The sequence below is a fragment of the Elioraea thermophila (ex Habib et al. 2022) genome, from assembly GCF_003336755.1.
Taxonomy (GTDB): Bacteria; Pseudomonadota; Alphaproteobacteria; order Acetobacterales; family Acetobacteraceae; genus Elioraea; species Elioraea thermophila.
This window is the reverse complement of sequence record NZ_QMDI01000002.1, coordinates 948,856-968,799: the sequence shown is the minus strand read 5'-3', so window position 1 is coordinate 968,799 and position 19,944 is coordinate 948,856. Positions and strand designations below refer to the sequence as shown.

Here is a 19,944-nt window from a genome sequence, read left to right as displayed (position 1 = left end):
GTGCCCGGGAACGCCTCGATGCACTACCTGAAACTGGAGCAGATCCTGCGCCTCGCCTTGGCCTTCCAGGGCACGCGCGAGGGCCTCTCGCTCGCCGACATCCAAAGCGAGTTCGGTGTCGCCCGGCGCACGGCGGAACGGATGCGCGATGCGGTGGCGCGGGTGTTTCCGCAGTTCGAACGCTGCGACAACGGCGACCGCGTGCGGCGCTGGCGGCTCCCTCCCGGTACGCTGGGCGGGCTCGTTGCGGTCTCGGCCGAGGAACTCGCCGAGCTCGACACGGCGGCGGCCGAACTCGCCCGCCGGGGCTTGCGCGAGCGCGCCGACCTCGTCGCGTCAGCCGCGCAGAAGCTGCGCGCCATCACCCGGCCCGACCACCTGCGCCGGATCGAGCCCGACCTCGAGCTGCTGATGGAGGCCGAGGGCTCCGCCTTGCGACCCGGCCCGCGCCCGGTTTTGCCGCCCGGTCTCCTCACCAAGCTGCGCCGCGCCATCCTCGGTGCCCTGCCGGTGACGATGGAATACCGCAGCCGCCGTTCGGGCGTCCCCTACACCACCACCGTCCACCCCTACGGCATCCTCTACGGCAGCCGGCCTCTGCTGGTCGCCGCCCCGCAGGCCTGCTGGAGCGAACCCAAGCTCTACCGGCTCGATCGCATCGGCACCCTCGAGGTCGGCAATACGCCATTCGTGCGCCGGGCCGATTTCGACCTCGCCGCCTTCGCCGCCCGAGCCTTCGGCACCTGGCAGGAAGAGCCGCTGGATGTCGTGCTCCGCTTCGATGCCGAGACGGCGGAGGAGGCGTCGCAGTGGCGCTTCCACCCCACCCAGCAGGCGGAGCGGGACGGCGAGGGGCGGCTCGTCGTGCGCTTCCGTGCCGGGGGCCTCACCGAGATGGCCTGGCACCTCTTCACCTGGGGCTCCTCGGTCGAGATCCTCGAGCCGCCGAGCCTGAAGGAGCGGCTTGTCGACCTGCTGCTCGAGGCGCTCGAACACCACGGCGGAGCCCTCGCGGCAGAGCGTCTCTGCGCCTGACGCCCCACCTCTTGCCCGGGGCGGCCGGGCGGGCGAGAGAGCGGGCGCCGGGGACGCAGGGAGGGAAGCGGGCGATGCACGTCGTCATCACCGGAGCGGGCGGCTTCCTCGGCCGCAAGCTCGCGAGACGGATCGCGGAGGAGGGTCGGGTGGGGGCCCACAGGGTGACGGCGATGACGCTCGCCGATCTCGCCGCGCCACCCGTCCCGCCGGCCGCGTTCGCGGTCGAGACCCTGGCGGCCGACATCGCGGAGGCTTGCGCCTGCGCGCGCTTGATCCGCCCCGACACCGGGCTCGTCGTTCATCTCGCCGCCGTCGTCTCGGCAGCGGCTGAGGCCGATTTCGCCTTGGGCTGGCGGGTCAATCTCGACGGCACTCGCGCCCTCCTCGAGGCCTGCCGCGAGCGCGCCGAGGCTCCGCGCTTCGTCTTCACCTCTTCGGTCGCCACCTTCTCCGGCGGGCAGGGCGCCCTCATTCGTGACGACACCCGCCCCGTCCCGGCCAATTCCTACGGTGCGCAGAAGGCCGCCGGCGAACTCCTCGTCCACGACTGGACGCGCCGGGGCTTCGTCGATGGCGTCTCGCTGCGGCTGCCGACCATCGTCATCCGACCCGGCCGGCCGAACCGGGCGGCCTCCTCCTTCGCTTCCTCCATCCTGCGCGAACCGCTCATCGGCGAGGAGGCGCTGCTTCCGGTCGCGGAGGATTTCGCGCTCTGGATCGCGTCTCCCCGCGCGGCGGTGGATTGGCTGCTGCACGCCGCGTCGATGAACGGCGCGGCCTTGGGGCTCGATCGCGGGATCAATCCGCCCGGGCTCACCGTGACGGTGGGCGAGATGCTGGACGCCCTCGAGCGCGCGGGCGGGGCGGAGGCGAGAGGGCGGGTGCGGCGGGTGGCGGACCCCGAGGTCGCCGCCATCGTCGGCGCCTGGCCCGCGCGCTTCGACGCCACCCGCGCCCGGGCCTTGGGCTTCCGGGAGGCGGAGACGATCGCGCAGACGATCGCGGTCTTCCTGACCGACGACCTCGAGGAGACGCGCGCGCTGCGCCACGCGGCTTGAACCGCTCGAGCAAGCTGGCGCGGCCGGCTCAGAGACTGCCGTTCCCCGGGAGAAGGGAGATCACGAAAGTCGTCAACCTCTGAGCAGGCCCAAGCGTTTCAGGCTGATCCAGTCTTGCCCAGCTACAATAACGTGGTCATGGAGGCTCAGCCCGAGCGCGCTAGCCCCCCTTTCCACGATGCGGGTCAGTTGAACATCGTCCAGGCTCGGCATTGGATTGCCGGAAGGATGATTGTGGACCAGGATAAAAGCGGAAGCGCGGCGCTCCAGAGCGGTCCGGAGAATATCCTGTGGCTCTGCTGCGACAAAGTTCGGTGAACCACGTGCCTGCACCACATCCGCAATGAGTTGATTGCGTGCGTCGAGACAGAGAACGCGGAGTTGTTCGACCTGTTCTCCAGCGAAGCTGGCACGGAGGTAGCTCACGACCAAGTCCCAGTTGCCAAGGACAGGTCGTTCTCGCCAAGGATCCAGGAAGACACGGCAGGTTGCGGCCCGTGCAGCCTTCAGAGCCGTAACCGCTTTGATATCGACAGGGGCGACACACAACATTTCCTCTGCTGGTGCTGCGAGAACGGCGGCAACGCTGCCGTAGCGCTCGAGCAGGAGTGACGCAGCCAGCCGAGCGCGGCGTTTGGGTATGAAGAAGGACAGGAAAAACGAAAGGAAGTCCCGATCGTCGATATGGGATGGGTTCGCTTCAAGAAACCGCAAAACATGACACATCGAGCGCTGGCAGAGCGGAATTTCAAGCTTTTTCGTTTTCTTTCTGTCAGGAACCTTTGATCCGCTATTCATAATATTGGCCTGAATATACGTTTGCTCCAAGGCGCTTGCTGAGGCAGACCGCGTGAGCAGTGGTCCCTCCTCGTCTTTGCCTGGGAAGGTCGAGGCGGACGTGTTGCTTTCGGTTGTGCCTCGTGGGTCAGAAAGGCACGCCTGCAGCGCTTGATCCTCGGAGAAAGCGTGACAGCCAGACAACATGACCTCCCGTCTACAACGTGCGAATTCACTCCGACCCTTTCGTCTTCCTCCTACGGCCAGACCACATTGGGTCGAGTCCCAACTGGTTTGCTGCCGCGATCGTAACCGACTGCAACCTATGGTTGCTGCGCGGATTTTCGTCCCGTATGCTGTCTGTTGAAGACCCGCCATCAACAAAAGAGCGTTCATCATCCGCAAAAAATTCACTTGCTGGTCTTTATGGTCGAGCACTTCTCGCCTGGCGCTCAGAGAACCATCAAGCTGGTACCGACAGCCGCTCCTCTGAGACTTCAATCAGGGGGCTGGCGGCACAGGTGCGCAGACGCCGGTTTCGAGGCGACGACCCGGCTCGTTGGGCCAGAGAGGAAAAGCGCCGTCGAGTCGGACCGGAAACGCACTATTCATCGTGCGCGCCGGTCGCTTTGCGCTCAGAGGCCCTACCTAAGGAGCGAAGTCAGGGAACGCCGCCGCGATCCCGGCCTCGTCGGGCAGCCCGCCCAAGGGAAACAGCCGGGTGACGTGCCCCATCTTCCGCCCGGCCCGCACCTCGCCCTTGCCGTAGTGATGCGGGATGAGACCCGGCGTGGCGAGCAGGCGCGGAAAGGCGAGGATCGCCTCGCCGATCAGGTTGCGCATCAACGCATCCGAATGGCGTGACGGGTCGCCCAAGGGGAGCCCCGCGATCGCGCGCACCTGCTGTTCGAACTGGCTCACCGCACAGGCTTCGATCGTCCAGTGCCCCGAGTTGTGCGGGCGGGGCGCGATCTCGTTGGCGAGCACGGAGCCGTCCGCCAGCACGAAGAGTTCGAGGCAAAGGAGGCCGACGAGATCGAAGGCCTCGGCCACGCGCAGGGCCGCCGCGCGCGCGGCGGCGGCCGTTTCGGGCGCGATCCGGGCGGGGGCGATGGAGAGGTCGAGGATGCCGCCCTTGTGCCTGTTCTCCACCACGTCGAACGAGGCGGTGTTGCCCCGGGCGTCGCGCGCGATCAGCACCGAGACCTCGCGCACGAAGGGCACGAAAGCCTCGACGATCAGCGGCGGCAGCGCGCGGCCAGCGGCCAGCCGATCGAGAGCGGGGGCAAGGTCTTCCGGCCCGTGCAGCACGGCTTGGCCCTTGCCGTCGTAGCCCCAGCGCGCGGTCTTCAGCACGCAGGGGAAACCCACCTCGGCCACCGTCGCTTCGGCTTCCTCGCGGTGGGCGATCGGCGCCCACGGTGCGGTGGCGACACCGATGCGATTCAGGAACGACTTCTCCCGGGCGCGATCCTGGGCGACCGCGAGCACCGCAGGGGCGGGGCGGATCGGTGCGGCGGCTGCGAGGGCGGCGAAGCCGTCGAGGGCGACGTTCTCGAACTCGAAGGTGGCGACGTCGATGCTTCGCCCGAACGTCGCGAGCGCCTCGGCATCATCGAAGCCCGCGATGGTCGTTCTGGTGGCGACATGACCGGCCGGCGGGTCCGGTTCGGGCGAGTAGACGTGGGTGCGATAGCCCAGCCGTGCGGCGGCCATCGCCAGCATGCGCCCCAACTGCCCGCCGCCGAGAATGCCGATGGTCGAACCGGGCGGCAGCGGCGGAAACGGCTCAGCCATCGGCGGGTGCGTCGGGAACGGCCTCGGTCTGGCGCGCGCGCCAGGCGGCGAGGCGTGCGGCGAGATCGGGGTCGGAGAGGGCGAGGATGGCGCAGGCCAGCAACGCGGCGTTCACCGCTCCTGCCCGCCCGATGGCGAGCGTGCCGACGGGGACGCCCGCCGGCATCTGCACGATGGAGAGCAAGGAATCCATGCCCTTCAGCGCGTGGCTCTCCACCGGCACGCCGAGCACCGGCAGTGTGGTGAGCGAGGCCGTCATGCCGGGGAGGTGTGCTGCTCCGCCCGCGCCCGCGATGATGACCCGAACCCCCCGCGCCGCCGCCGTCGTTGCATAGTCGTAAAGCCGCCGCGGCGTGCGGTGCGCGGACACCACGCGCGCCTCGTAAGCGACGGCGAGCTCATCGAGCGTGGCGGCGGCATGGCGCATCGTCTCCCAATCCGACCGGCTGCCCATGATCAGGCCAACCGGGGGGGCGGCGGAGGATGGCGAGATCGGATCCGTCACGGAACGAAGAGGTCGGCGGTGATGCGAGGGGCGAGCGAACGGGAGGCCGCGATCTCAGGCGATGATGTCCGGGATCAGCCGGTTTTCGATCCAGGCGATCTCGTCCTTCAGCTTGAGCTTGCGCTTCTTCAGCCGGGCGAGATGGATCTGGTCGGCCTGGCCGGAGGCGGTGAGTCGGGCGATCACCGTGTCGAGATCGCGGTGTTCGATGCGGAGTTCGTTGAGCCGCGCGAGCAGCGCCTCGCGATCGCCCGTCCCCATCGCTCCGTCGTCCACCGCCTGTCCGTCTCCCGCGCCCAGCCCCGGCTCCGCCCGCGCGCACCCGCCGCCATCGTTCCCCGCCTGTTCTAGCCGATGTGCGGGGGCGGGCGAACCCCTCTTACGCCGCCTCGTCGAGCCCGACGAGCGAGCGGGCGAACTCGTCCGGGTCGAACGGGCGAAGATCCTCGGCCTTCTCGCCCACGCCGACCGCGTGCACCGGCAGCCCGAAGGTCTCGGCCAACGCCACCACCACGCCCCCCTTCGCGGAGCCATCGAGCTTGGTGACGATCAGCCCGGTCACGTCCACCATCTCGCGGAACACCTTCACCTGGGAAAGCGCGTTCTGCCCAGTGGTGGCGTCGAGCACAAGGAGCACGCTGTGCGGCGCCTCGGCAACTTGTTTGCGCAGCACGCGCACGATCTTGCCGAGCTCCGCCATCAGGTCGGCCTTGTTGTGCAGCCGCCCGGCAGTGTCGATCAGCAGCACGTCCGCCCCTTCCTTCCGCGCGCGGGCGAGCGCGTCGTAGGCGAGACCGGCGGCGTCCGCATTCGGCGGGCCGGCGATGACGGGGCAGCCCGTCCGCTCGCCCCAGATGGTGAGCTGCTCGACGGCGGCGGCACGGAAGGTGTCGCCCGCGACCAGCATCGGCTTCAGCCCCTGCGCGGACCAGTGTGCCGCGAGCTTCGCGATGGTCGTCGTCTTGCCGGTGCCGTTGACGCCGACGACGAGCACGACGTGCGGCGCGTGTGCCGGGTTCGGCAGCAGGGGAACGGCGACGGGGCGCAGGATGTCGGCGATCTCGGCGGCCAGCGCCTCCTTCACCTCGCGCTCGCTCACCTGCGCGCCGAAGCGGGCGATGCGGAAGCGGTCGACGATCCGTTTCGCCGCCGACGTGCCGAGATCGGCGGTGATCAGCAGCTCCTCGAACTCGTCGAGGGCGGCATCGTCCATCAGCCGGTCGCGGAAGAGGGCGGCGATGCCGGAGCCGATCTTTGCCGAGGAGCGGGCAAGCCCTGCCTTCAGCCGGGCGAGAAAGCCGCGGCGTTCGCGCTTCCCTTCCGCCTCGGCGTCCGCCGCCGTCGCCGGCGAATGGGCGGCTTCCACGTCGGGCGCTGGCGGCGGCGCCGGCGGGCATTCGGCGGGGCGTTCGGCGACGATGGTGGTCGCGGGCGTCGCCTCCGCCGGTGGTTCCGCAGGCGGCGGAGCGGGTGCGGCTTCTGCGCCGACCGCGTCTGCCGGCTCGGGCGCGGGCGGCGGCTCGGCCGGCTTCTCCGCCTCACCCTTGCCGAAGCGGAACAGACGCTTGAGCACCATCAGGCGACCTCCGCGATCAGCCCACGGTCGTTCGCCGCGGTGATCCGCACGCGCGCGATCGTACCCGGATCGATCCGGCCGCGGATCAGCCGGGCGGGCGCGAAGTGTTCCGTATGCCCCTCGCCCGTCTCGCGTTCGGCGAGCAGAGCGGCCACGCTGCCGATGCGGCTGTCGTAGAAGCGTCGGGCCATGCGTGCGCCGAGCTCGCGCAGGGCGGCGGCACGTTCGCGGATCACGCTCGGAGGAAGCTGCGGCATGCGCGCGGCCGGCGTGCCCGGGCGGGGCGAGAAGGGGAAGACGTGCAGGAAGGTGAGCCCCGCGTCCTCGATCAGCGCGCGCGTGTTGGCCGCCGCCTGTTCGCTCTCCGTGGGGAAACCCGCGATCAGATCGGCGCCGAACACGATGTCGGGGCGAAGACGTCGTGCCCGTTCGGCGAGTGCGATCACGTCGCGCCGGAGGTGGCGGCGCTTCATCCGTTTCAGGATCAGATCATCCCCCGCCTGCACCGAAAGATGCAGGTGCGGCATCAGCCTCGGCTCCTCGGCGATCAGCCGCCAGAGCTCGTCGTCGATCTCGACCGGGTCGAGCGAGGAGAGGCGAAGCCGCGGCAGCTCCGGTACCAGGGCGAGCAGGCGGCGCACGAGCTGGCCCAAGGGCGGACGCCCCGGCAGGTCGGCCCCGTAGGCGGTGATGTCCACCCCCGTCAGCACCACCTCGCGGTAGCCCGTCTCCACCAGCATGCGGACCTGGCGCACCACTTCGCCCACGGGCACGGAGCGCGAGGGGCCGCGTCCGAAGGGAATGACGCAGAAGGTGCAACGGTGGTCGCATCCCGTCTGCACCTGGACGAAGGCGCGGGCGCGGCCGCCGAATTCGGTCACGAGATGATGGGCGGTCTCGTGCGCCGCCATGATGTCGGAGACCGCCACGCGCGGCGCCTCGGTGGCGGGGGCCGACCAGGTTTGCGGCGCGAGCTTCTCCACGTTGCCGACGACACGATCGACCTCCGGCATCGCCGCCCAAGCCTGGGGATCGATCTGGGCCGCGCAGCCGGTGACGACGATGCGCGCCTCGGGGTGGTCGCGTCGGGCACGGCGGATCGCCTGGCGCGCCTGGCGTTCGGCCTCGGCGGTGACGGCGCAGGTGTTGACGACGATGACGTCGCGGCGGTCGGCGGCGTCGAGATGCGCGCCGATGACGGCGGACTCCACCGCGTTCAGCCGGCAGCCGAAGGTCAGCACGCGCGGATGCACGACACCTCTCAGGCGGCGAGAGAGGCGAACGCGGGGAGGTCGAGATCGATCTCGCCGCGGAAGGATTCCGCCACCGGCCCGGTCATCCGTACGCGATCGTCCTCACCCCAGGCGATGCGGAGTTCGCCGCCGTCCAGCATCACGGTGGCTTCGCGCGCGGCAAGCCCGCGCCGATGGGCGTTGACGAGGGCGGCGCACGCCCCGGAGCCGCAGGCGAGGGTGAGCCCCGCACCGCGCTCCCACACGCGCAGGCGAATGAGGTCGGGCGCAAGGATCTCGGCGAAGCCGATGTTGGCGCGCTCGGGAAAGAGCGGGTCGGTCTCCAGTGAGGGGCCGAGGCGCGGGATGTCGATCGCGCTCACGTCGTGCACGAAGAAGGTCGCGTGCGGATTGCCCATCGAGCAGGCTGCGGGGTCCGACACCCCGTCGCGCGCGAGCGGCAGGTGCAACGTGTCGACCTCGCGCGCCAGCGGGATGTCGCGCCAGCCGAAGCGGGGTTCACCCATGTCGACGGTGACGAGGTTCCCATCAGCGCGAACGGCGTGCAGCACGCCGGAGGGCGAGCCGAGGCGGATCGTGTCCGTTCCCGCCTCGCGCATCAGCAGGTCGGCGATGCAGCGGGCGGCATTGCCGCAGGCGCCCGCCTCGGAGCCGTCGGCGTTGAGAATGCGCATGTAGGCGGCAGTACCCGGCTCGCGCGCCGCCTCGAGCACGATCACCTGATCGCAGCCGACACCGCGCCGCCGGTCGGCGAGGGCGCGGGCGGCCTCGGGCCCGAGGGCGAAGGGCCGGGCGCGGGCATCGAGCACGACGAAGTCGTTGCCCAGGCCCTGCATTTTACGGAACGGAAGCATCGGCCGTGATATAGGCCGCCCGTCGGTCATGGGCCAGGGAGCGTGTCCGGCGGCGGAGCTCTGCCCCGCGCGGGCCGTCCCTTGGCGGTCATCGGCTTGCGGCTCGCGATCGGCGTCCTTGCGGCGAAGGCACCATGCACCATGCGGCTTCTGTTCCCCGGCGAGACCCTCGCCGATTTCCTGAGCCGTCCTGGGCTGTACAAGCGGCTTCGGTATCGGCTTCGGCTCGCGCTGTGGGACGTGGGCGTGGCGGGGGTCGAACCGGAGTGGCGTCTGCTCCCCGTTCTGGTCGATCGCACGCGGGCGGCCGTCGACGTCGGGGCGAATTACGGCGCCTATGCCGGGGCGCTCTGTCGCCTCGCCACGCGGGTCCACTGCTTCGAGCCGATCCCGCAGCTCGCCGCGATGTTGCGCGTGCGGCTTCCTCCCCAGGTGACCGTCCATGCCGCCGCCGCATCGGACCATGCCGGAGAGACGACCCTCGTCGTCCCGCTCAGGCCGGACGGGACCGTGGCCTCGGCCAATGCCTCGATCGAGCGGTCGAACCCGGACCTTGCGAACTATCCCTCCCTGCAGGAGATCACCTGTCCGGTCGTCCGGCTGGACGACGTCGTTCAGGAACCCGTCGGCTTCATCAAGATCGACGTCGAGGGGCATGAGTACTCGGTGCTCAAGGGGGCCGAGCGCATCATCAGGGAGTGCCGCCCCGTCTTCCTGATCGAAAGCACCAACTTCATGAATTCCGACTCCCCTGGCCGGGTCATCGAGTTCCTGAAGGGTCACGGATACGACGCGTTGTTTCTCTTCGCCGGTCGCCTCAACCCGCTTGAGGCGTTTGCGGTGGACAAGCACCAGCGGCTGCACAACGGCCGGCCCGTGGAGCCGTTCGTCTACAATTTCATTTTCCTGCCGGTGGGGGCTCCGTAGGCAGGGGTTGCGCCGCCGCGAGGTGCGGCGTATAGGCGCGCCTCCCGCGTGCGCGCCGGGCGCTGGGGCATGCCCGGCCGCCGCCGCTCGCCCATACGGCGGGCTTCGCTCACGAAAGGACGGTGCCGAAATGCCCAAGTTGAAGACCAAGTCGAGCGTGAAGAAGCGCTTCAAGATCACCGCCACCGGCAAGGTGAAGGCAGGCCACGGCTTCAAGCGCCACAACCTCGCCTGCAAGAGCCAGAAGATGAAACGGCAGAATCGCCGCACCATGGTGCTGACCGACATGGACGCGCGCACCGTGAAGCAGTGGACGCCGTACGGGCTCGGCTGAGCACGCGAGCACAGGGCGAGGAGAGCGAACGATGGCACGTGTGAAGCGCGGCGTGACCAAGCACGCCCGGCACAAGAAGGTTCTCGAGCGCGCGAAGGGCTTCCGCGGCCGTGCGGGCAACACCATCCGCATGGCGAAGCAGAAGGTCGAGAAGAGCCTTCAGTACGCCTATCGCGACCGAAAGGTGCGCAAGCGGGAGTTCCGTGCGCTGTGGATCCAGCGCATCAACGCCGCCGTGCGCGAGCGGGGGCTGACCTACAGCCAGTTCATCGCGGCGGCGAAGAAGGCCGGCATCGCGCTCGATCGCAAGGTGCTGGCCGAGCTCGCCTTCGCCGAACCGGCGGCCTTCGCCAAGGTGGTCGACCAGGCGCTCGCCGCCCGCGCCGCCGCCTGAGCGGGCGGCCCTGGCGTCGAGGACGGGGGCCGAAGGCGCGCGCGATGGACGCGACCGCGACCATGGAGGATCTCGAGCGGCTGCGGGCGGAGACGCTCGCCGCCGTCGCTGCCTGCTCCGATCTCGCCGCCCTCGAGGCGGTGCGGGTCGCAGCGCTGGGCAGGAACGGCTCCGTCACCGCCCTCCTCAAGACCCTCGGCGCCGTCCCGCCCGAGGACCGCAAGGCGCGCGGGGCGGCGCTGAACGCGCTGAAGGATGCGATCACGGCGGCGATCGAGGCGCGCCGGCGGGTGCTCGAGGACGCCGCCCTCGATGCCCGCCTCGCCGCCGAACGGATCGACGTCACCCTCCCGCCTCGGCCTTCGCCGGAGGGGCTGATCCACCCGATCAGCCGCACCATCGAGGAAATCGTCGCCATCTTCGGCGCCATGGGGTTCACGGTGGCCGAAGGGCCGGACGTGGAGGACGACTGGCTCAATTTCGGCGCACTGAACATTCCGCCCCATCACCCAGCACGCCAGGATCACGACACCTTCTACCTGCCCGGCCGAACGGCCGAGGGGCATGAGAAGGTCCTGCGCACACACACCTCGCCGGTGCAGATTCGGGCGATGCTGGCCAACCCGCCGCCACTCCGCGTCATCGCACCGGGGCGCACCTATCGGGCCGATCACGACGCCACCCACTCCCCGATGTTCCATCAGGTGGAGGGTCTGGCGATCGACCGCGACATCACACTCGCCCACCTCAAGGGCTGCATCGTCGACTTCCTGCGCGCCTTCTTCGGCATCCCCGATTTGCCGGTGCGCTTCCGCGCCTCCTACTTCCCCTTCACCGAGCCCTCGATGGAGGTGGACATCGGCTGGAACCGCCGCACCGGCGAGCTCGGCCGCGGCGGGGATTGGCTGGAGATCCTGGGCAGCGGCATGGTGCACCCGAAGGTTTTGGAGGCGGGCGGCATCGACCATCGCGCCTGGCAGGGCTTCGCCTTCGGCATGGGCATCGAGCGCATCGCGATGCTCAAGCACGGCATCACCGATCTCCGCCCCTTCTACGAGAGCGACATCCGCTGGCTTCGCGCCACCGGCTTCCGCCCCGACGACGTCGCCTCGCTCGCCGCCGGGCTGAGCGGCTGAGCCGGACGGCCGCACGCGGAAAGGGGGACGGCAGGGGGTGTCGTGACGGTCGGGGGTCGTGACGGCAGCGTGACGGGAAGGACGCAGGGATGAAGTTCACCCTCTCCTGGCTGCGCACGCATCTCGACACCGATGCCTCCGTCGAGCGCATCGCGGAAACGCTCTCCGCCATCGGCCTCGAGGTCGAGGGGGTGGAGGATCGTGGTGCCGTGCTCGCCCCGTTCCGCATCGCGCACGTGCTCGAGGCCCGGCCGCACCCCAACGCCGATCGGCTGCGCGTCTGCACGGTCGATCCCGGCGACGGCCGGCGGCTCAACATCGTCTGCGGCGCGCCGAACGCGCGCACCGGTATGAAGGCCGTGCTCGCCCTGCCCGGCGCCACCATCCCGGGCACCGGGATCACGCTGAAGGTCGGGCAGATCCGCGGCGAAGTGTCCGAGGGCATGCTCCTTTCCGCCCGCGAGATGGGGTTGGGCGAGGACCATACGGGGATCGTCGAACTGCCCGAGGATGCCCCCGTCGGTGTGGCTTACGCGCACTGGGCCGGGCTCGATGACCCGGTGATCGAGATCAAGGCCACACCCAATCGCGGCGATGCGCTCTCCGTGCGCGGGGTGGCGCGCGATCTCGCCGCGGCGGGCTTGGGCGTGCTGCGGCCCTGGCGGGCGGAGCCGGTGCCGGCTTCCTTCGTCTCGCCCATCCGCTGGGTGACGGAAACACCGGCCTGCCCCTGGGTGCTGGGGCGGTACATTCGCGGCGTGCGCAACGGTCCGTCACCGGAATGGTTGCGTCGGCGTCTGGAGAGCGTGGGCCTCAGGCCGATCAGCGCGCTCGTGGACGTCACCAACTTCTTCACCCTCGATCTCGGCCGCCCCCTGCACGTCTTCGACGCCGGCACGCTCGAGGGCGGCGTGCTCACCATGCGGGGTGGCCGCGGCGAGACCTTCCGCGGCCTGCATGGGCGTGAGGTGACGGTGACGGAGGCCGACTGCGTCATCGCCGATGCGCAGGGGGCACGCGCGCTCGCCGGCATCGTCGGTGGCGAGGAGACGGGCTGCACCGAGGCGACCACCGAGGTGTTCCTTGAAGTCGCCCTGTTCGATCCCGTCGCGATCGCCAATTCCGGGCGCCGCCACGGCATTACCACCGATGCGCGCTACCGCTTCGAGCGCGGCATCGATGCCGGCATCATGCGCGAAGCGACCGAGGCGGCGACGAGGATGATCCTCGAGCTCTGCGGCGGCGAGGCGTCGGAGATCGTGGAAGCCGGCGAGGAACCACGCACGCGCCGGACCGCGTCCTTGCGCTTCTCCCGTCTCGAAACCTTCGGCGGGCTCGCCGTGCCGGCGGAGGAGGCCTGCGCCATCCTCGATCGCCTCGGCTTCGAGACGGTGTCGCGCGATGCCGATCGCATCACCGTCCGCATCCCCACCTGGCGCAACGACTGCGCTGGCGAACCCGACCCGCAGGCCGAGTACGACCTGATCGAGGAGGTGCTGCGCATCGTCGGGCTGGACACGGTTCCCGCCGCGCCGATGCCGCCGCTGAAGGACGACTCGGGCAGGGCCAGGGCGGTACCGCCACCCTCGCTGACCCCCGGCATGGCGCGCGCCGCCACCGCCCGGCGCGTGCTTGCCGCGCGGGGGCTTGCCGAGTGCGTCACCTTCTCCTTCATGGACGGCCGGTTGGCCGCCCTGTTCGGCGGCGGGGACGACGCACGCCGCCTTCTCAACCCGATCGCCTCCGATCTCGACTCGCTGCGCCCGACCGTTCTCGCCACCCTGGCCGCGGCGGCGGGGCGCAATGCCGCGCGGGGCTTCCCCGACGTCGCCCTCTTCGAGATCGGCCCCGCCTTCCAGGGGGGAGAGCCGGGCGAGCAGAGCCTGGTCGCCGCCGGGCTTCGCGCCGGAACCACGCCGCGGCACTGGGCGCAGCCGTCGCGCCCCATCGATGCGATCGACGCCAAGGGCGACGCCTTCGCCGTGCTCGCCGCTCTCGGGATCAATCTCGACGGCGTGCAGGTGGTGCCGGAACCGCCCGCCTGGCTGCACCCGGGCCGCTCCGCGCTGCTGCGCGCGGGCCCGAAGGTCACTCTGGGCCTGTTCGGTGAACTCCATCCGCGCGTGCTCGCCGCGCTCGACCTCGCGGGCCCGGTTGCGGTGTTCGAGCTCGATCTCGGCGCGATCGCGCCGCCCCGGCGCAAGCGGCGCGGCAACCCCGACCTGCCCGCCTTCCAGCCCGTGTTGCGTGATTTCGCCTTCGTCGTCGACGAGGCGGTGGCGGCGGAGGCCGTGCTGCGGGCCGCGCGGTCGGCAGACCGTGCGCTGATCGAGCGGGTGGAGCTGTTCGACGTCTATCGCGGCCGCGGCATCGAGCCCGGCAAGAAGAGCCTCGCCGTCGCCGTCACCATCCAGCCGCGCGAGAGGACGCTGACGGACGCCGAGCTCGAGGCGCTGGCCCAGCGCGTGGTGGGCGCGGTGGCGAAGGCGACGGGGGCGGTGCTAAGGTCCTGACGTTCGACAGCGGGGACCAGCATGGCTTCGCCACCATCGCCCGAAACGCGCCGTCTCCTGGACGCCAATCGCGAAATTCTCGACGCCGGAGAGCGCCTGCTGCGCGACGCCGAACGGGTGAACGATCCGGAGATCGCGCGCAGCCTGGTCGAGACGGCGAAGCGGCTGCTCGATGTCGCAAGCCGCCTGCGGGAAACGGTGGAAACCTCGATCCAGCGGGCGTGAGTCCGTCCGATGGGCGGCGAGCAGGGTGACCCGCCCCGTCTGGAGGCGAGCCGACTTCTCGAGCAACTTGCGCGGGAACGGCGCTTCGTCGAGACGGCCGAGAAGACCCTGGAGCGTGTCGAACGCGAGGCCGAGACGCGTGACCGCTCGACCGTGACGATGATCGTCATGGTGGTATTCGCCGTCGCACTCCTGGCCAGCATCATCGTGCTGGTGATCGCGTCCTACGCCTCGGACAACTGGTCCAGCCTCAGCCAGAATGTCCTGGACGTCCTGAAATCGGTGGTGCTGCCGGTCGTCACGCTCGTCCTCGGCTACTATTTCGGGCGAGGGGGGCGCGGCTGAAAGGCGACCACCGCCGGTTTGACAAGGCGCGCGATTGCCCTAAGTCGCAGACATCGACGCTCACCGGCAGCCGGGCCGCCGCCCGACGGACAGGGCCATGACCGACACGCCCCTCTCGCGCATCCGCAACTTCGCGATCATCGCGCACATCGACCACGGCAAATCGACCCTCGCCGACCGCCTGATCCAGGCCTGCGGCGCGCTGTCCGAGCGCGAGATGAAGGAGCAGGTGCTCGACTCGATGGAGCTCGAGCGCGAGCGGGGAATCACCATCAAGGCGCAGACGGTGCGCCTCACCTGGCGTGCCAAGGACGGCGAAACCTACGTGCTGAACCTGATGGACACGCCGGGGCACGTCGACTTCGCCTACGAGGTGTCGCGCAGCCTCGCCGCCTGTGAGGGCTCGCTCCTGGTGGTCGATGCCTCGCAAGGGGTGGAGGCGCAGACGCTCGCCAACGTCTATCAGGCGATCGACGCCGGGCACGAGATCGTGCCGGTGCTGAACAAGATCGACCTGCCGGCGGCGGAACCCGATCGCGTCAAGCAGCAGATCGAGGACGTGATCGGCCTGCCGGCCGATGACGCCGTGCTGATCTCGGCGAAGACGGGGCTGAACATCGACCAGGTGCTGGAGGCGATCGTCACCCGCCTGCCGCCGCCGAAGGGCGACGAGGCGGCGCCGACCAAGGCGCTTCTCGTCGACTCCTGGTACGACTCCTATCTCGGCGTGGTCGTGCTCGTGCGGGTGAAGGACGGACGGCTGCGCAAGGGGCAGCGCATCCGCTTCATGAGCACAGGCGCGGTGCACACCGTCGAGGCGGTCGGCGTGTTCACGCCGAAGATGGTGCCGGTGGAGGATCTCGGCCCCGGCGAGATGGGCTACATCACCGCCGGCATCAAGACGGTGGCGGACTGTTCGGTGGGCGACACGATCACCGATGATCGCAACCCTGCCGCCGAACCGCTGCCGGGCTTCAAGCCTTCCGTCCCCGTCGTCTGGTGCGGTCTCTATCCGACCGATGCCGACGATTTCGAGAAGCTGCGCGAGAGCCTGGCCAAGCTGAGGCTGAACGACGCCGCATTCCACTACGAACCCGAAACTTCCGCCGCGCTCGGCTTCGGCTTCCGCTGCGGCTTCCTGGGGCTCCTTCACCTCGAGATCGTGCAGGAGCGGCTCGCGCGCGAGTTCGACCTCGACCTGATCGCGACCGCGCCCTCCGTCGTCTACCGCGTGCACCTGACCAACGGCGAGACGATGGAGTTGCACAACCCGGCCGACATGCCGGACCCGTCGCGCATCGAGTACATCGAGGAGCCGTGGATCAAGGCGACCATCTTCGTCCCCGACGAGCATCTCGGCGCCATCCTCACGCTCTGCAACGAACGGCGCGGCGTGCAGGTCGATCTCACCTATGTGGGCAACCGCGCGATGGCGGTGTATCGGTTGCCGCTGAACGAGGTGGTGTTCGACTTTTACGACCGGCTGAAGTCGGTGAGCCGCGGCTATGCCAGTTTCGACTACGTGATGGACGGCTACGAGCGATCCGACCTCGTCAAGATTTCCATCCTGGTCAACGGCGATCCGGTCGATGCGCTCGCCTTCATCGCGCACCGGTCGCAGGCGGAGAAGCGCGGACGGGCGATCTGCGAGAAGCTGAAGGAGCTGATCCCGCGCCAGCTGTTCAAGATCGCGATCCAGGCCGCGATCGGCGGCCGCATCATCGCGCGCGAGACGATCTCCGCCCTCGCCAAGGACGTCACCGCCAAGTGCTACGGCGGCGACATCACGCGCAAGCGCAAGCTGCTGGAGAAGCAGAAGGAGGGCAAGAAGCGGATGCGCCAGTTCGGCAAGGTGGAGATCCCGCAGTCCGCCTTCCTCGCCGCTCTGAAGATGGACGCGTGAGGCGGCGCGCCACCGCCTCCGCGCCCGCCGTCAGATCTTGAGGTAGGCGAAACCCTCGCGCTGCTGCAGGCGCATCACCTCGAATACGCCCGACTGCACGAGGTCGCCCTCATCCGCGTCGTAGAGTTCGGACAGCTTGATGTTGTCGAGTTGCAGGGTGATGCGGCAAATCTGGAACTTCACCCCTTTCAGCTTGAGCTCGTCCACCGTGGCAGCGATCTGCGGGTCCGCCTTGGCGGCGCGGCGTAGCAGGTTGATCCCGGGCCCGTGCATCACCACCCGCAGATCGATCCCCTCGGGCGGATTGATGCTGAGGTGGTTGCGGATGTTGCGCAGCATCTGGCGGTAGTAGGCGAAGTCCTCACCGCCCGGCTGGTTCAGGTGGTAGACGACCTTGAACGGACCCGGCGACGAAGCTTGCGCGGCGGCCGGAGCGGCGGCTGCCGCGGCGGCGAGGGCCGGCAGGGCGGCCCGGCGCGACAGACGGCGCGGACGGTCGGTCATGGTTCCCTCCCCATCGTTAAGCTTGCTCGATGAGCCTCCGACTTCGCCGGCCGTGCCGTCAAGAGCCCGCTGCGATCAGGGGCCCTCCCCGTTTCCGTCCAGTGCCTTGCGCAGGGCCGCCTGGGCGTCGAGGAGGCCGCGCGGGGTGGGCGCGCCGATCTTCTTCTGCAGTTCTTCGAGGGGCGCGTTGGCGAGGGCCGCGAACTCCGCATAGCTTTTCAGCCCGAGCGCGCGCAGCCGTTCACCGAGCAGTTTGCCGCTGATGCCGGCGCGCGTGCCGGCTGCAGCCTCCACGGCCCGCGCGATCAGCGTGTCAACTTCGGGTTCGGCCGCGACGACGACGTCGACGGCGGTACCGGGCGCAACCTCCGTCCCGGGCTTCGGCTCCTGGGCGAGGACGAGGCCTGGACGCCCGTTGGGCTGCCTCGTGACCTTGCCGAGCGAAAGGCGCGACGCGCCGAGGGCTGCCTCCGCCGCCCGCAGCGGTTGGCCGCGCAGTGCCGGCACGAGCACGGTTGCGGGCGGCGCCTTCGCGACCACGACGGCGACGGCGCTGCCTCGATCCACGCGCGTCCCGGCCGCGGGGCGCTGCTCGACAACCGTGTTCTCGGCCGCATCGCGCGTCATCCGCTCGGTTCTCTCACCCAGCACCAGCACCGCCTGCTCAAGCCGCGCGATGGCCGTCTCGATCGGCAGGCCGATGACGTCCGGCACCTCGGAGCGGAGCGGTATCGCAACGACCAGATCGACCAGGCGATCGGCAGCGACCTCGACCCCCGGCTGCGGCGCCTGGTCGACCACGGTACCGGGCGGGTAGCGGCTCTCGCGCTCGCTCACTCGGCCGGGCTTCAGCCCGGCCCGGGCGAGCGCCTCGAGCGCCGCATCGCGCGGCAGACCGAGGAGCGCGGGAACGGCGATGAGGGCAGCCTCGACCTCTGCGGCCATGGTGGCACGAAGGCTGAAGCGCACCTCGGTGAGCTGGCCGGGCTCGAAACGGTCGGCCGGCGTGGGGAGGACGAAGGCGAGCGAGCCGTCCTTCTCGAGCGCGAGCAGGCTCTTCAGCCCAACCTCAAGCTCGTTGACGGCGTAGCCGATGCGATCACCCGGCCGAGGGCGGAGGGCGGACTGCATCGTTTCCACCGCGCGTCGAAACGCCTCCGTCACCTGCTCGGGTCGCGCCTGCGTGCGATCGGCACTCAGCGCGGCGAGCCGATCGGCGAGCTTCTGCTTCTCCGCCTCCAGCGCCACGATCCGGCTGCGCAGCGCCGCCTCATCGGAAGCGCTGCGATCGCCGCAAAACCTCTCGACGGCGGAGAGGCGCTCGTCCAGCGCCTTCAGCCGCCGTTCGATTTCGCCGAGGCGCTGATCGAACCGATCGTCTTGGGGCATCGTCCCGTCCTTCTCACGTCCGCGAAGCGTATGCCTTATTCGCTCAGGCGGACTGGCGCGGCGGCGGCGGGACGGAGACGATGCGGGCCTTCAGCGTGCTCGTTCCCTGGACCTCGAGGCCGAGGGTGTTCTGCACCCGAGCGTTATGCGGGGCGGCCAGCAACGAAAGACTGCGCTCGACGATGCGCCCGCCGCTGTCGGTCTTCGCACTGCGCTGCAGGCTGAGCGAGAGCCTCAACTCGAGCGTGACTTCGGGCATGTGGTACCATGTCGCCTGCAGCCCGTAGCCCGATAGCACCGGATCGTTGTCGATCAGCGTCTGGGTCGCGATGGCGGCGAGGTCCATGGTCCTCTGCGCCTGGGCCACGCCGTCCGCCACCTTGGCGAGCACCTCGCCGAGGGGGCGGACCAGCACGTCCTCGATGTCCGTCGGCACGGCGCACCGTCCTTCCGCTGGGTCGTGAGACTGCCGTTCAGGGCGTGGGGCCCGCGGGTTGCGCCACCGTGATCTTGGGGATGGTCCGTTGCGGCGGCGGTACGGGGCGCAGCACGGTGCGCAGCAGGCTCGCACCCTCCTCCTTGTAGTTGAACTTGCCGGTGTAGGAGGCGTTCATCGTCGCGCTGTAGGCGACCGTGGTCGTGTTCTCCACGCTCGCCTTGGCCGAACCCGCCAGCAGCTTGAGCAAGCCGCCGGACTGGAAGGCGGCGTTGAACTTGGTCTTGTTCTGATAGCTGAAGGTCTGGCCGAAATCGAACTTCGTCGCGCGCTCCACCGCCATGGTGATCGCCATCTTCACCTCGATCACCGTCTCGCTGAAGGCATAGAAGGTCGGGTTGATGCCGTAGACGAGGAGCGGCATCTCCTTGTCGTTGTACAGAACCTCGGTGTTGGTGACGTTGCCGTCGGCATCGACGGTCTCCTTGATCGCGACCACCACCGTGCCCTCGGGCAGAGTGGTGTTGGCGAGGGCCTGCGCCGTCTTCACGCTGTTGAGGTCGAGCGCCATCTGCGCCTCGGCGATCGCGAGGGCGAGCTTCTCGACCATCTCTGGAAACGGCACGTCGAGAAGGGCCTGGCCGACGCTGCGCTGGGTGACTGCCATGGATCTGTCCTCCGGGTTTCGGTTCAGCCGCCGACCGGCCGGCCATCAAGGTCAAGGCGGATGCGGCGGATCGGGCGGGGCGCGAGTTCGACCCCGCCAAGGTGCCGCACGCCGGGCAGGGCAGCGACAGCCTCTTTCATCGCCTCGGCGAAACGGGCGATCACGGCACCCGATGCCAGCGCGATCACGACACGGCCGCCCGAGCCGCGGACCAGTTCCGTCACGCGCCGCTGCGCGTTCGGGCCTTCGGCCAGGATGAGGAAGTGACGCTCTGACATCCTTCGCGACACGGCTCTCGGCAACCGTCGCGAAA

22 protein-coding genes are annotated in these 19,944 nt (G+C 69.6%); 10 read left to right on the top strand and 12 right to left on the bottom strand.

Annotation, left to right across the window (positions count from 1 at the left end; genetic code table 11):
- The first annotated feature begins 18 nt into the window (after positions 1-18).
- Both DWB05_RS06420 and denD read left to right on the top strand, forming a co-directional pair.
- Complete coding sequence (locus tag DWB05_RS06420) at positions 19-1,035, top strand: helix-turn-helix transcriptional regulator (protein ID WP_114376127.1); 1,017 nt, start codon at positions 19-21, stop codon at positions 1,033-1,035.
- 74 nt (positions 1,036-1,109) lie between these two features.
- Positions 1,110-2,096: a D-erythronate dehydrogenase gene (gene denD / locus DWB05_RS06415; RefSeq protein ID WP_114376125.1), complete on the top strand. Its 987-nt coding sequence runs from the start codon at positions 1,110-1,112 to the stop codon at positions 2,094-2,096.
- Positions 2,097-2,168: 72 nt separating this feature from the next.
- On the opposite strand, the gene DWB05_RS06410 is transcribed toward denD, so the two are convergent.
- The 7 genes from DWB05_RS06410 to dapF all read right to left on the bottom strand — a co-directional run bounded on the left by DWB05_RS06410 (position 2,169) and on the right by dapF (position 8,858).
- Positions 2,169-2,924, bottom strand: a complete 756-nt coding sequence (locus DWB05_RS06410; RefSeq protein ID WP_157967102.1) for a JAB domain-containing protein — start codon at positions 2,922-2,924, stop codon at positions 2,169-2,171.
- 597 nt (positions 2,925-3,521) lie between these two features.
- Positions 3,522-4,670, bottom strand: coding sequence for a 5-(carboxyamino)imidazole ribonucleotide synthase (locus DWB05_RS06405; protein WP_114376120.1), 1,149 nt, complete (start codon positions 4,668-4,670; stop codon positions 3,522-3,524).
- Positions 4,663-5,124 (bottom strand): 5-(carboxyamino)imidazole ribonucleotide mutase, encoded by a 462-nt coding sequence (gene purE, locus DWB05_RS06400; protein WP_114376588.1) that lies wholly within the window; start codon positions 5,122-5,124, stop codon positions 4,663-4,665. Before purE ends, DWB05_RS06405 begins: the two co-directional genes overlap by 8 nt.
- Before the next feature lie 105 nt (positions 5,125-5,229).
- Positions 5,230-5,436, bottom strand: coding sequence for a YdcH family protein (locus DWB05_RS06395; RefSeq protein ID WP_114376118.1), 207 nt, complete (start codon positions 5,434-5,436; stop codon positions 5,230-5,232).
- Positions 5,437-5,554: 118 nt separating this feature from the next.
- The gene (gene ftsY / locus DWB05_RS06390; RefSeq protein ID WP_232818450.1) at positions 5,555-6,460 is read right to left on the bottom strand and encodes a signal recognition particle-docking protein FtsY; all 906 of its coding nucleotides are present in this window, start codon (positions 6,458-6,460) and stop codon (positions 5,555-5,557) included.
- A gap of 290 nt (positions 6,461-6,750) precedes the next feature.
- Positions 6,751-8,004 carry a tRNA (N(6)-L-threonylcarbamoyladenosine(37)-C(2))-methylthiotransferase MtaB gene (gene mtaB / locus DWB05_RS06385; RefSeq protein ID WP_114376114.1) on the bottom strand — a complete coding sequence of 418 codons (1,254 nt, stop codon included), beginning with the start codon at positions 8,002-8,004 and terminating at the stop codon, positions 6,751-6,753.
- An 8-nt stretch (positions 8,005-8,012) separates the two neighbouring features.
- Positions 8,013-8,858: a diaminopimelate epimerase gene (dapF, locus tag DWB05_RS06380; protein WP_114376112.1), complete on the bottom strand. Its 846-nt coding sequence runs from the start codon at positions 8,856-8,858 to the stop codon at positions 8,013-8,015.
- A 141-nt stretch (positions 8,859-8,999) separates the two neighbouring features.
- Between dapF and DWB05_RS06375 the strand changes: the two genes are divergently transcribed.
- From DWB05_RS06375 to lepA, 8 genes are all read left to right on the top strand, one after another.
- The gene (locus tag DWB05_RS06375) at positions 9,000-9,785 is read left to right on the top strand and encodes an FkbM family methyltransferase (protein ID WP_157967101.1); all 786 of its coding nucleotides are present in this window, start codon (positions 9,000-9,002) and stop codon (positions 9,783-9,785) included.
- A 130-nt stretch (positions 9,786-9,915) separates the two neighbouring features.
- The gene (gene rpmI / locus DWB05_RS06370; RefSeq protein WP_114376108.1) at positions 9,916-10,119 is read left to right on the top strand and encodes a 50S ribosomal protein L35; all 204 of its coding nucleotides are present in this window, start codon (positions 9,916-9,918) and stop codon (positions 10,117-10,119) included.
- 31 nt (positions 10,120-10,150) lie between these two features.
- Positions 10,151-10,513, top strand: a complete 363-nt coding sequence (gene rplT / locus DWB05_RS06365; protein WP_114376106.1) for a 50S ribosomal protein L20 — start codon at positions 10,151-10,153, stop codon at positions 10,511-10,513.
- 44 nt (positions 10,514-10,557) lie between these two features.
- Positions 10,558-11,649 (top strand): phenylalanine--tRNA ligase subunit alpha, encoded by a 1,092-nt coding sequence (pheS, locus tag DWB05_RS06360; RefSeq protein WP_232818414.1) that lies wholly within the window; start codon positions 10,558-10,560, stop codon positions 11,647-11,649.
- An 89-nt stretch (positions 11,650-11,738) separates the two neighbouring features.
- Entirely contained in the window at positions 11,739-14,162 is a 2,424-nt protein-coding gene (gene pheT / locus DWB05_RS06355; RefSeq protein WP_114376104.1) for a phenylalanine--tRNA ligase subunit beta, read from the top strand.
- 21 nt (positions 14,163-14,183) lie between these two features.
- The gene (locus tag DWB05_RS06350) at positions 14,184-14,387 is read left to right on the top strand and encodes a hypothetical protein (protein ID WP_114376102.1); all 204 of its coding nucleotides are present in this window, start codon (positions 14,184-14,186) and stop codon (positions 14,385-14,387) included.
- A gap of 9 nt (positions 14,388-14,396) precedes the next feature.
- Complete coding sequence (locus DWB05_RS06345; protein WP_114376100.1) at positions 14,397-14,732, top strand: hypothetical protein; 336 nt, start codon at positions 14,397-14,399, stop codon at positions 14,730-14,732.
- A gap of 97 nt (positions 14,733-14,829) precedes the next feature.
- Positions 14,830-16,635 carry a translation elongation factor 4 gene (gene lepA, locus DWB05_RS06340; protein ID WP_114376097.1) on the top strand — a complete coding sequence of 602 codons (1,806 nt, stop codon included), beginning with the start codon at positions 14,830-14,832 and terminating at the stop codon, positions 16,633-16,635.
- A 30-nt stretch (positions 16,636-16,665) separates the two neighbouring features.
- Here lepA and DWB05_RS06335 read toward each other — a convergent pair whose 3' ends face one another.
- From DWB05_RS06335 to DWB05_RS06315, 5 genes are all read right to left on the bottom strand, one after another.
- Complete coding sequence (locus DWB05_RS06335; RefSeq protein ID WP_114376094.1) at positions 16,666-17,139, bottom strand: DsrE family protein; 474 nt, start codon at positions 17,137-17,139, stop codon at positions 16,666-16,668.
- Between the two features lie 75 nt (positions 17,140-17,214).
- Complete coding sequence (locus DWB05_RS06330; RefSeq protein WP_114376092.1) at positions 17,215-18,528, bottom strand: PASTA domain-containing protein; 1,314 nt, start codon at positions 18,526-18,528, stop codon at positions 17,215-17,217.
- A 43-nt stretch (positions 18,529-18,571) separates the two neighbouring features.
- Positions 18,572-18,964 (bottom strand): hypothetical protein, encoded by a 393-nt coding sequence (locus DWB05_RS06325; protein ID WP_114376089.1) that lies wholly within the window; start codon positions 18,962-18,964, stop codon positions 18,572-18,574.
- Between the two features lie 37 nt (positions 18,965-19,001).
- On the bottom strand, positions 19,002-19,631 hold the full coding sequence (locus DWB05_RS06320) for a hypothetical protein (RefSeq protein ID WP_114376087.1): 630 nt from the start codon (positions 19,629-19,631) through the stop codon (positions 19,002-19,004).
- 23 nt (positions 19,632-19,654) lie between these two features.
- Positions 19,655-19,909 (bottom strand): hypothetical protein, encoded by a 255-nt coding sequence (locus tag DWB05_RS06315; protein WP_114376085.1) that lies wholly within the window; start codon positions 19,907-19,909, stop codon positions 19,655-19,657.
- Positions 19,910-19,944: the final 35 nt, after the last annotated feature.

Bases quoted from the DNA above. Each gene is read 5' to 3' on its own strand.
- DWB05_RS06420 (WP_114376127.1), top strand. From the start codon at position 19: ATGCACTACCTGAAACTGGAGCAGATCCTGCGCCTCGCCTTGGCCTTC.
- denD (WP_114376125.1), top strand. From the start codon at position 1,110: ATGCACGTCGTCATCACCGGAGCGGGCGGCTTCCTCGGCCGCAAGCTC.
- DWB05_RS06405 (WP_114376120.1), bottom strand. From the start codon at position 4,670: ATGGCTGAGCCGTTTCCGCCGCTGCCGCCCGGTTCGACCATCGGCATT.
- purE (WP_114376588.1), bottom strand. From the start codon at position 5,124: ATGGGCAGCCGGTCGGATTGGGAGACGATGCGCCATGCCGCCGCCACG.
- DWB05_RS06395 (WP_114376118.1), bottom strand. From the start codon at position 5,436: ATGGGGACGGGCGATCGCGAGGCGCTGCTCGCGCGGCTCAACGAACTC.
- dapF (WP_114376112.1), bottom strand. From the start codon at position 8,858: ATGCTTCCGTTCCGTAAAATGCAGGGCCTGGGCAACGACTTCGTCGTG.
- DWB05_RS06375 (WP_157967101.1), top strand. From the start codon at position 9,000: ATGCGGCTTCTGTTCCCCGGCGAGACCCTCGCCGATTTCCTGAGCCGT.
- rpmI (WP_114376108.1), top strand. From the start codon at position 9,916: ATGCCCAAGTTGAAGACCAAGTCGAGCGTGAAGAAGCGCTTCAAGATC.
- rplT (WP_114376106.1), top strand. From the start codon at position 10,151: ATGGCACGTGTGAAGCGCGGCGTGACCAAGCACGCCCGGCACAAGAAG.
- pheS (WP_232818414.1), top strand. From the start codon at position 10,558: ATGGACGCGACCGCGACCATGGAGGATCTCGAGCGGCTGCGGGCGGAG.
- pheT (WP_114376104.1), top strand. From the start codon at position 11,739: ATGAAGTTCACCCTCTCCTGGCTGCGCACGCATCTCGACACCGATGCC.
- DWB05_RS06350 (WP_114376102.1), top strand. From the start codon at position 14,184: ATGGCTTCGCCACCATCGCCCGAAACGCGCCGTCTCCTGGACGCCAAT.
- DWB05_RS06345 (WP_114376100.1), top strand. From the start codon at position 14,397: ATGGGCGGCGAGCAGGGTGACCCGCCCCGTCTGGAGGCGAGCCGACTT.
- lepA (WP_114376097.1), top strand. From the start codon at position 14,830: ATGACCGACACGCCCCTCTCGCGCATCCGCAACTTCGCGATCATCGCG.
- DWB05_RS06335 (WP_114376094.1), bottom strand. From the start codon at position 17,139: ATGACCGACCGTCCGCGCCGTCTGTCGCGCCGGGCCGCCCTGCCGGCC.
- DWB05_RS06330 (WP_114376092.1), bottom strand. From the start codon at position 18,528: ATGCCCCAAGACGATCGGTTCGATCAGCGCCTCGGCGAAATCGAACGG.
- DWB05_RS06320 (WP_114376087.1), bottom strand. From the start codon at position 19,631: ATGGCAGTCACCCAGCGCAGCGTCGGCCAGGCCCTTCTCGACGTGCCG.
- DWB05_RS06315 (WP_114376085.1), bottom strand. From the start codon at position 19,909: ATGTCAGAGCGTCACTTCCTCATCCTGGCCGAAGGCCCGAACGCGCAG.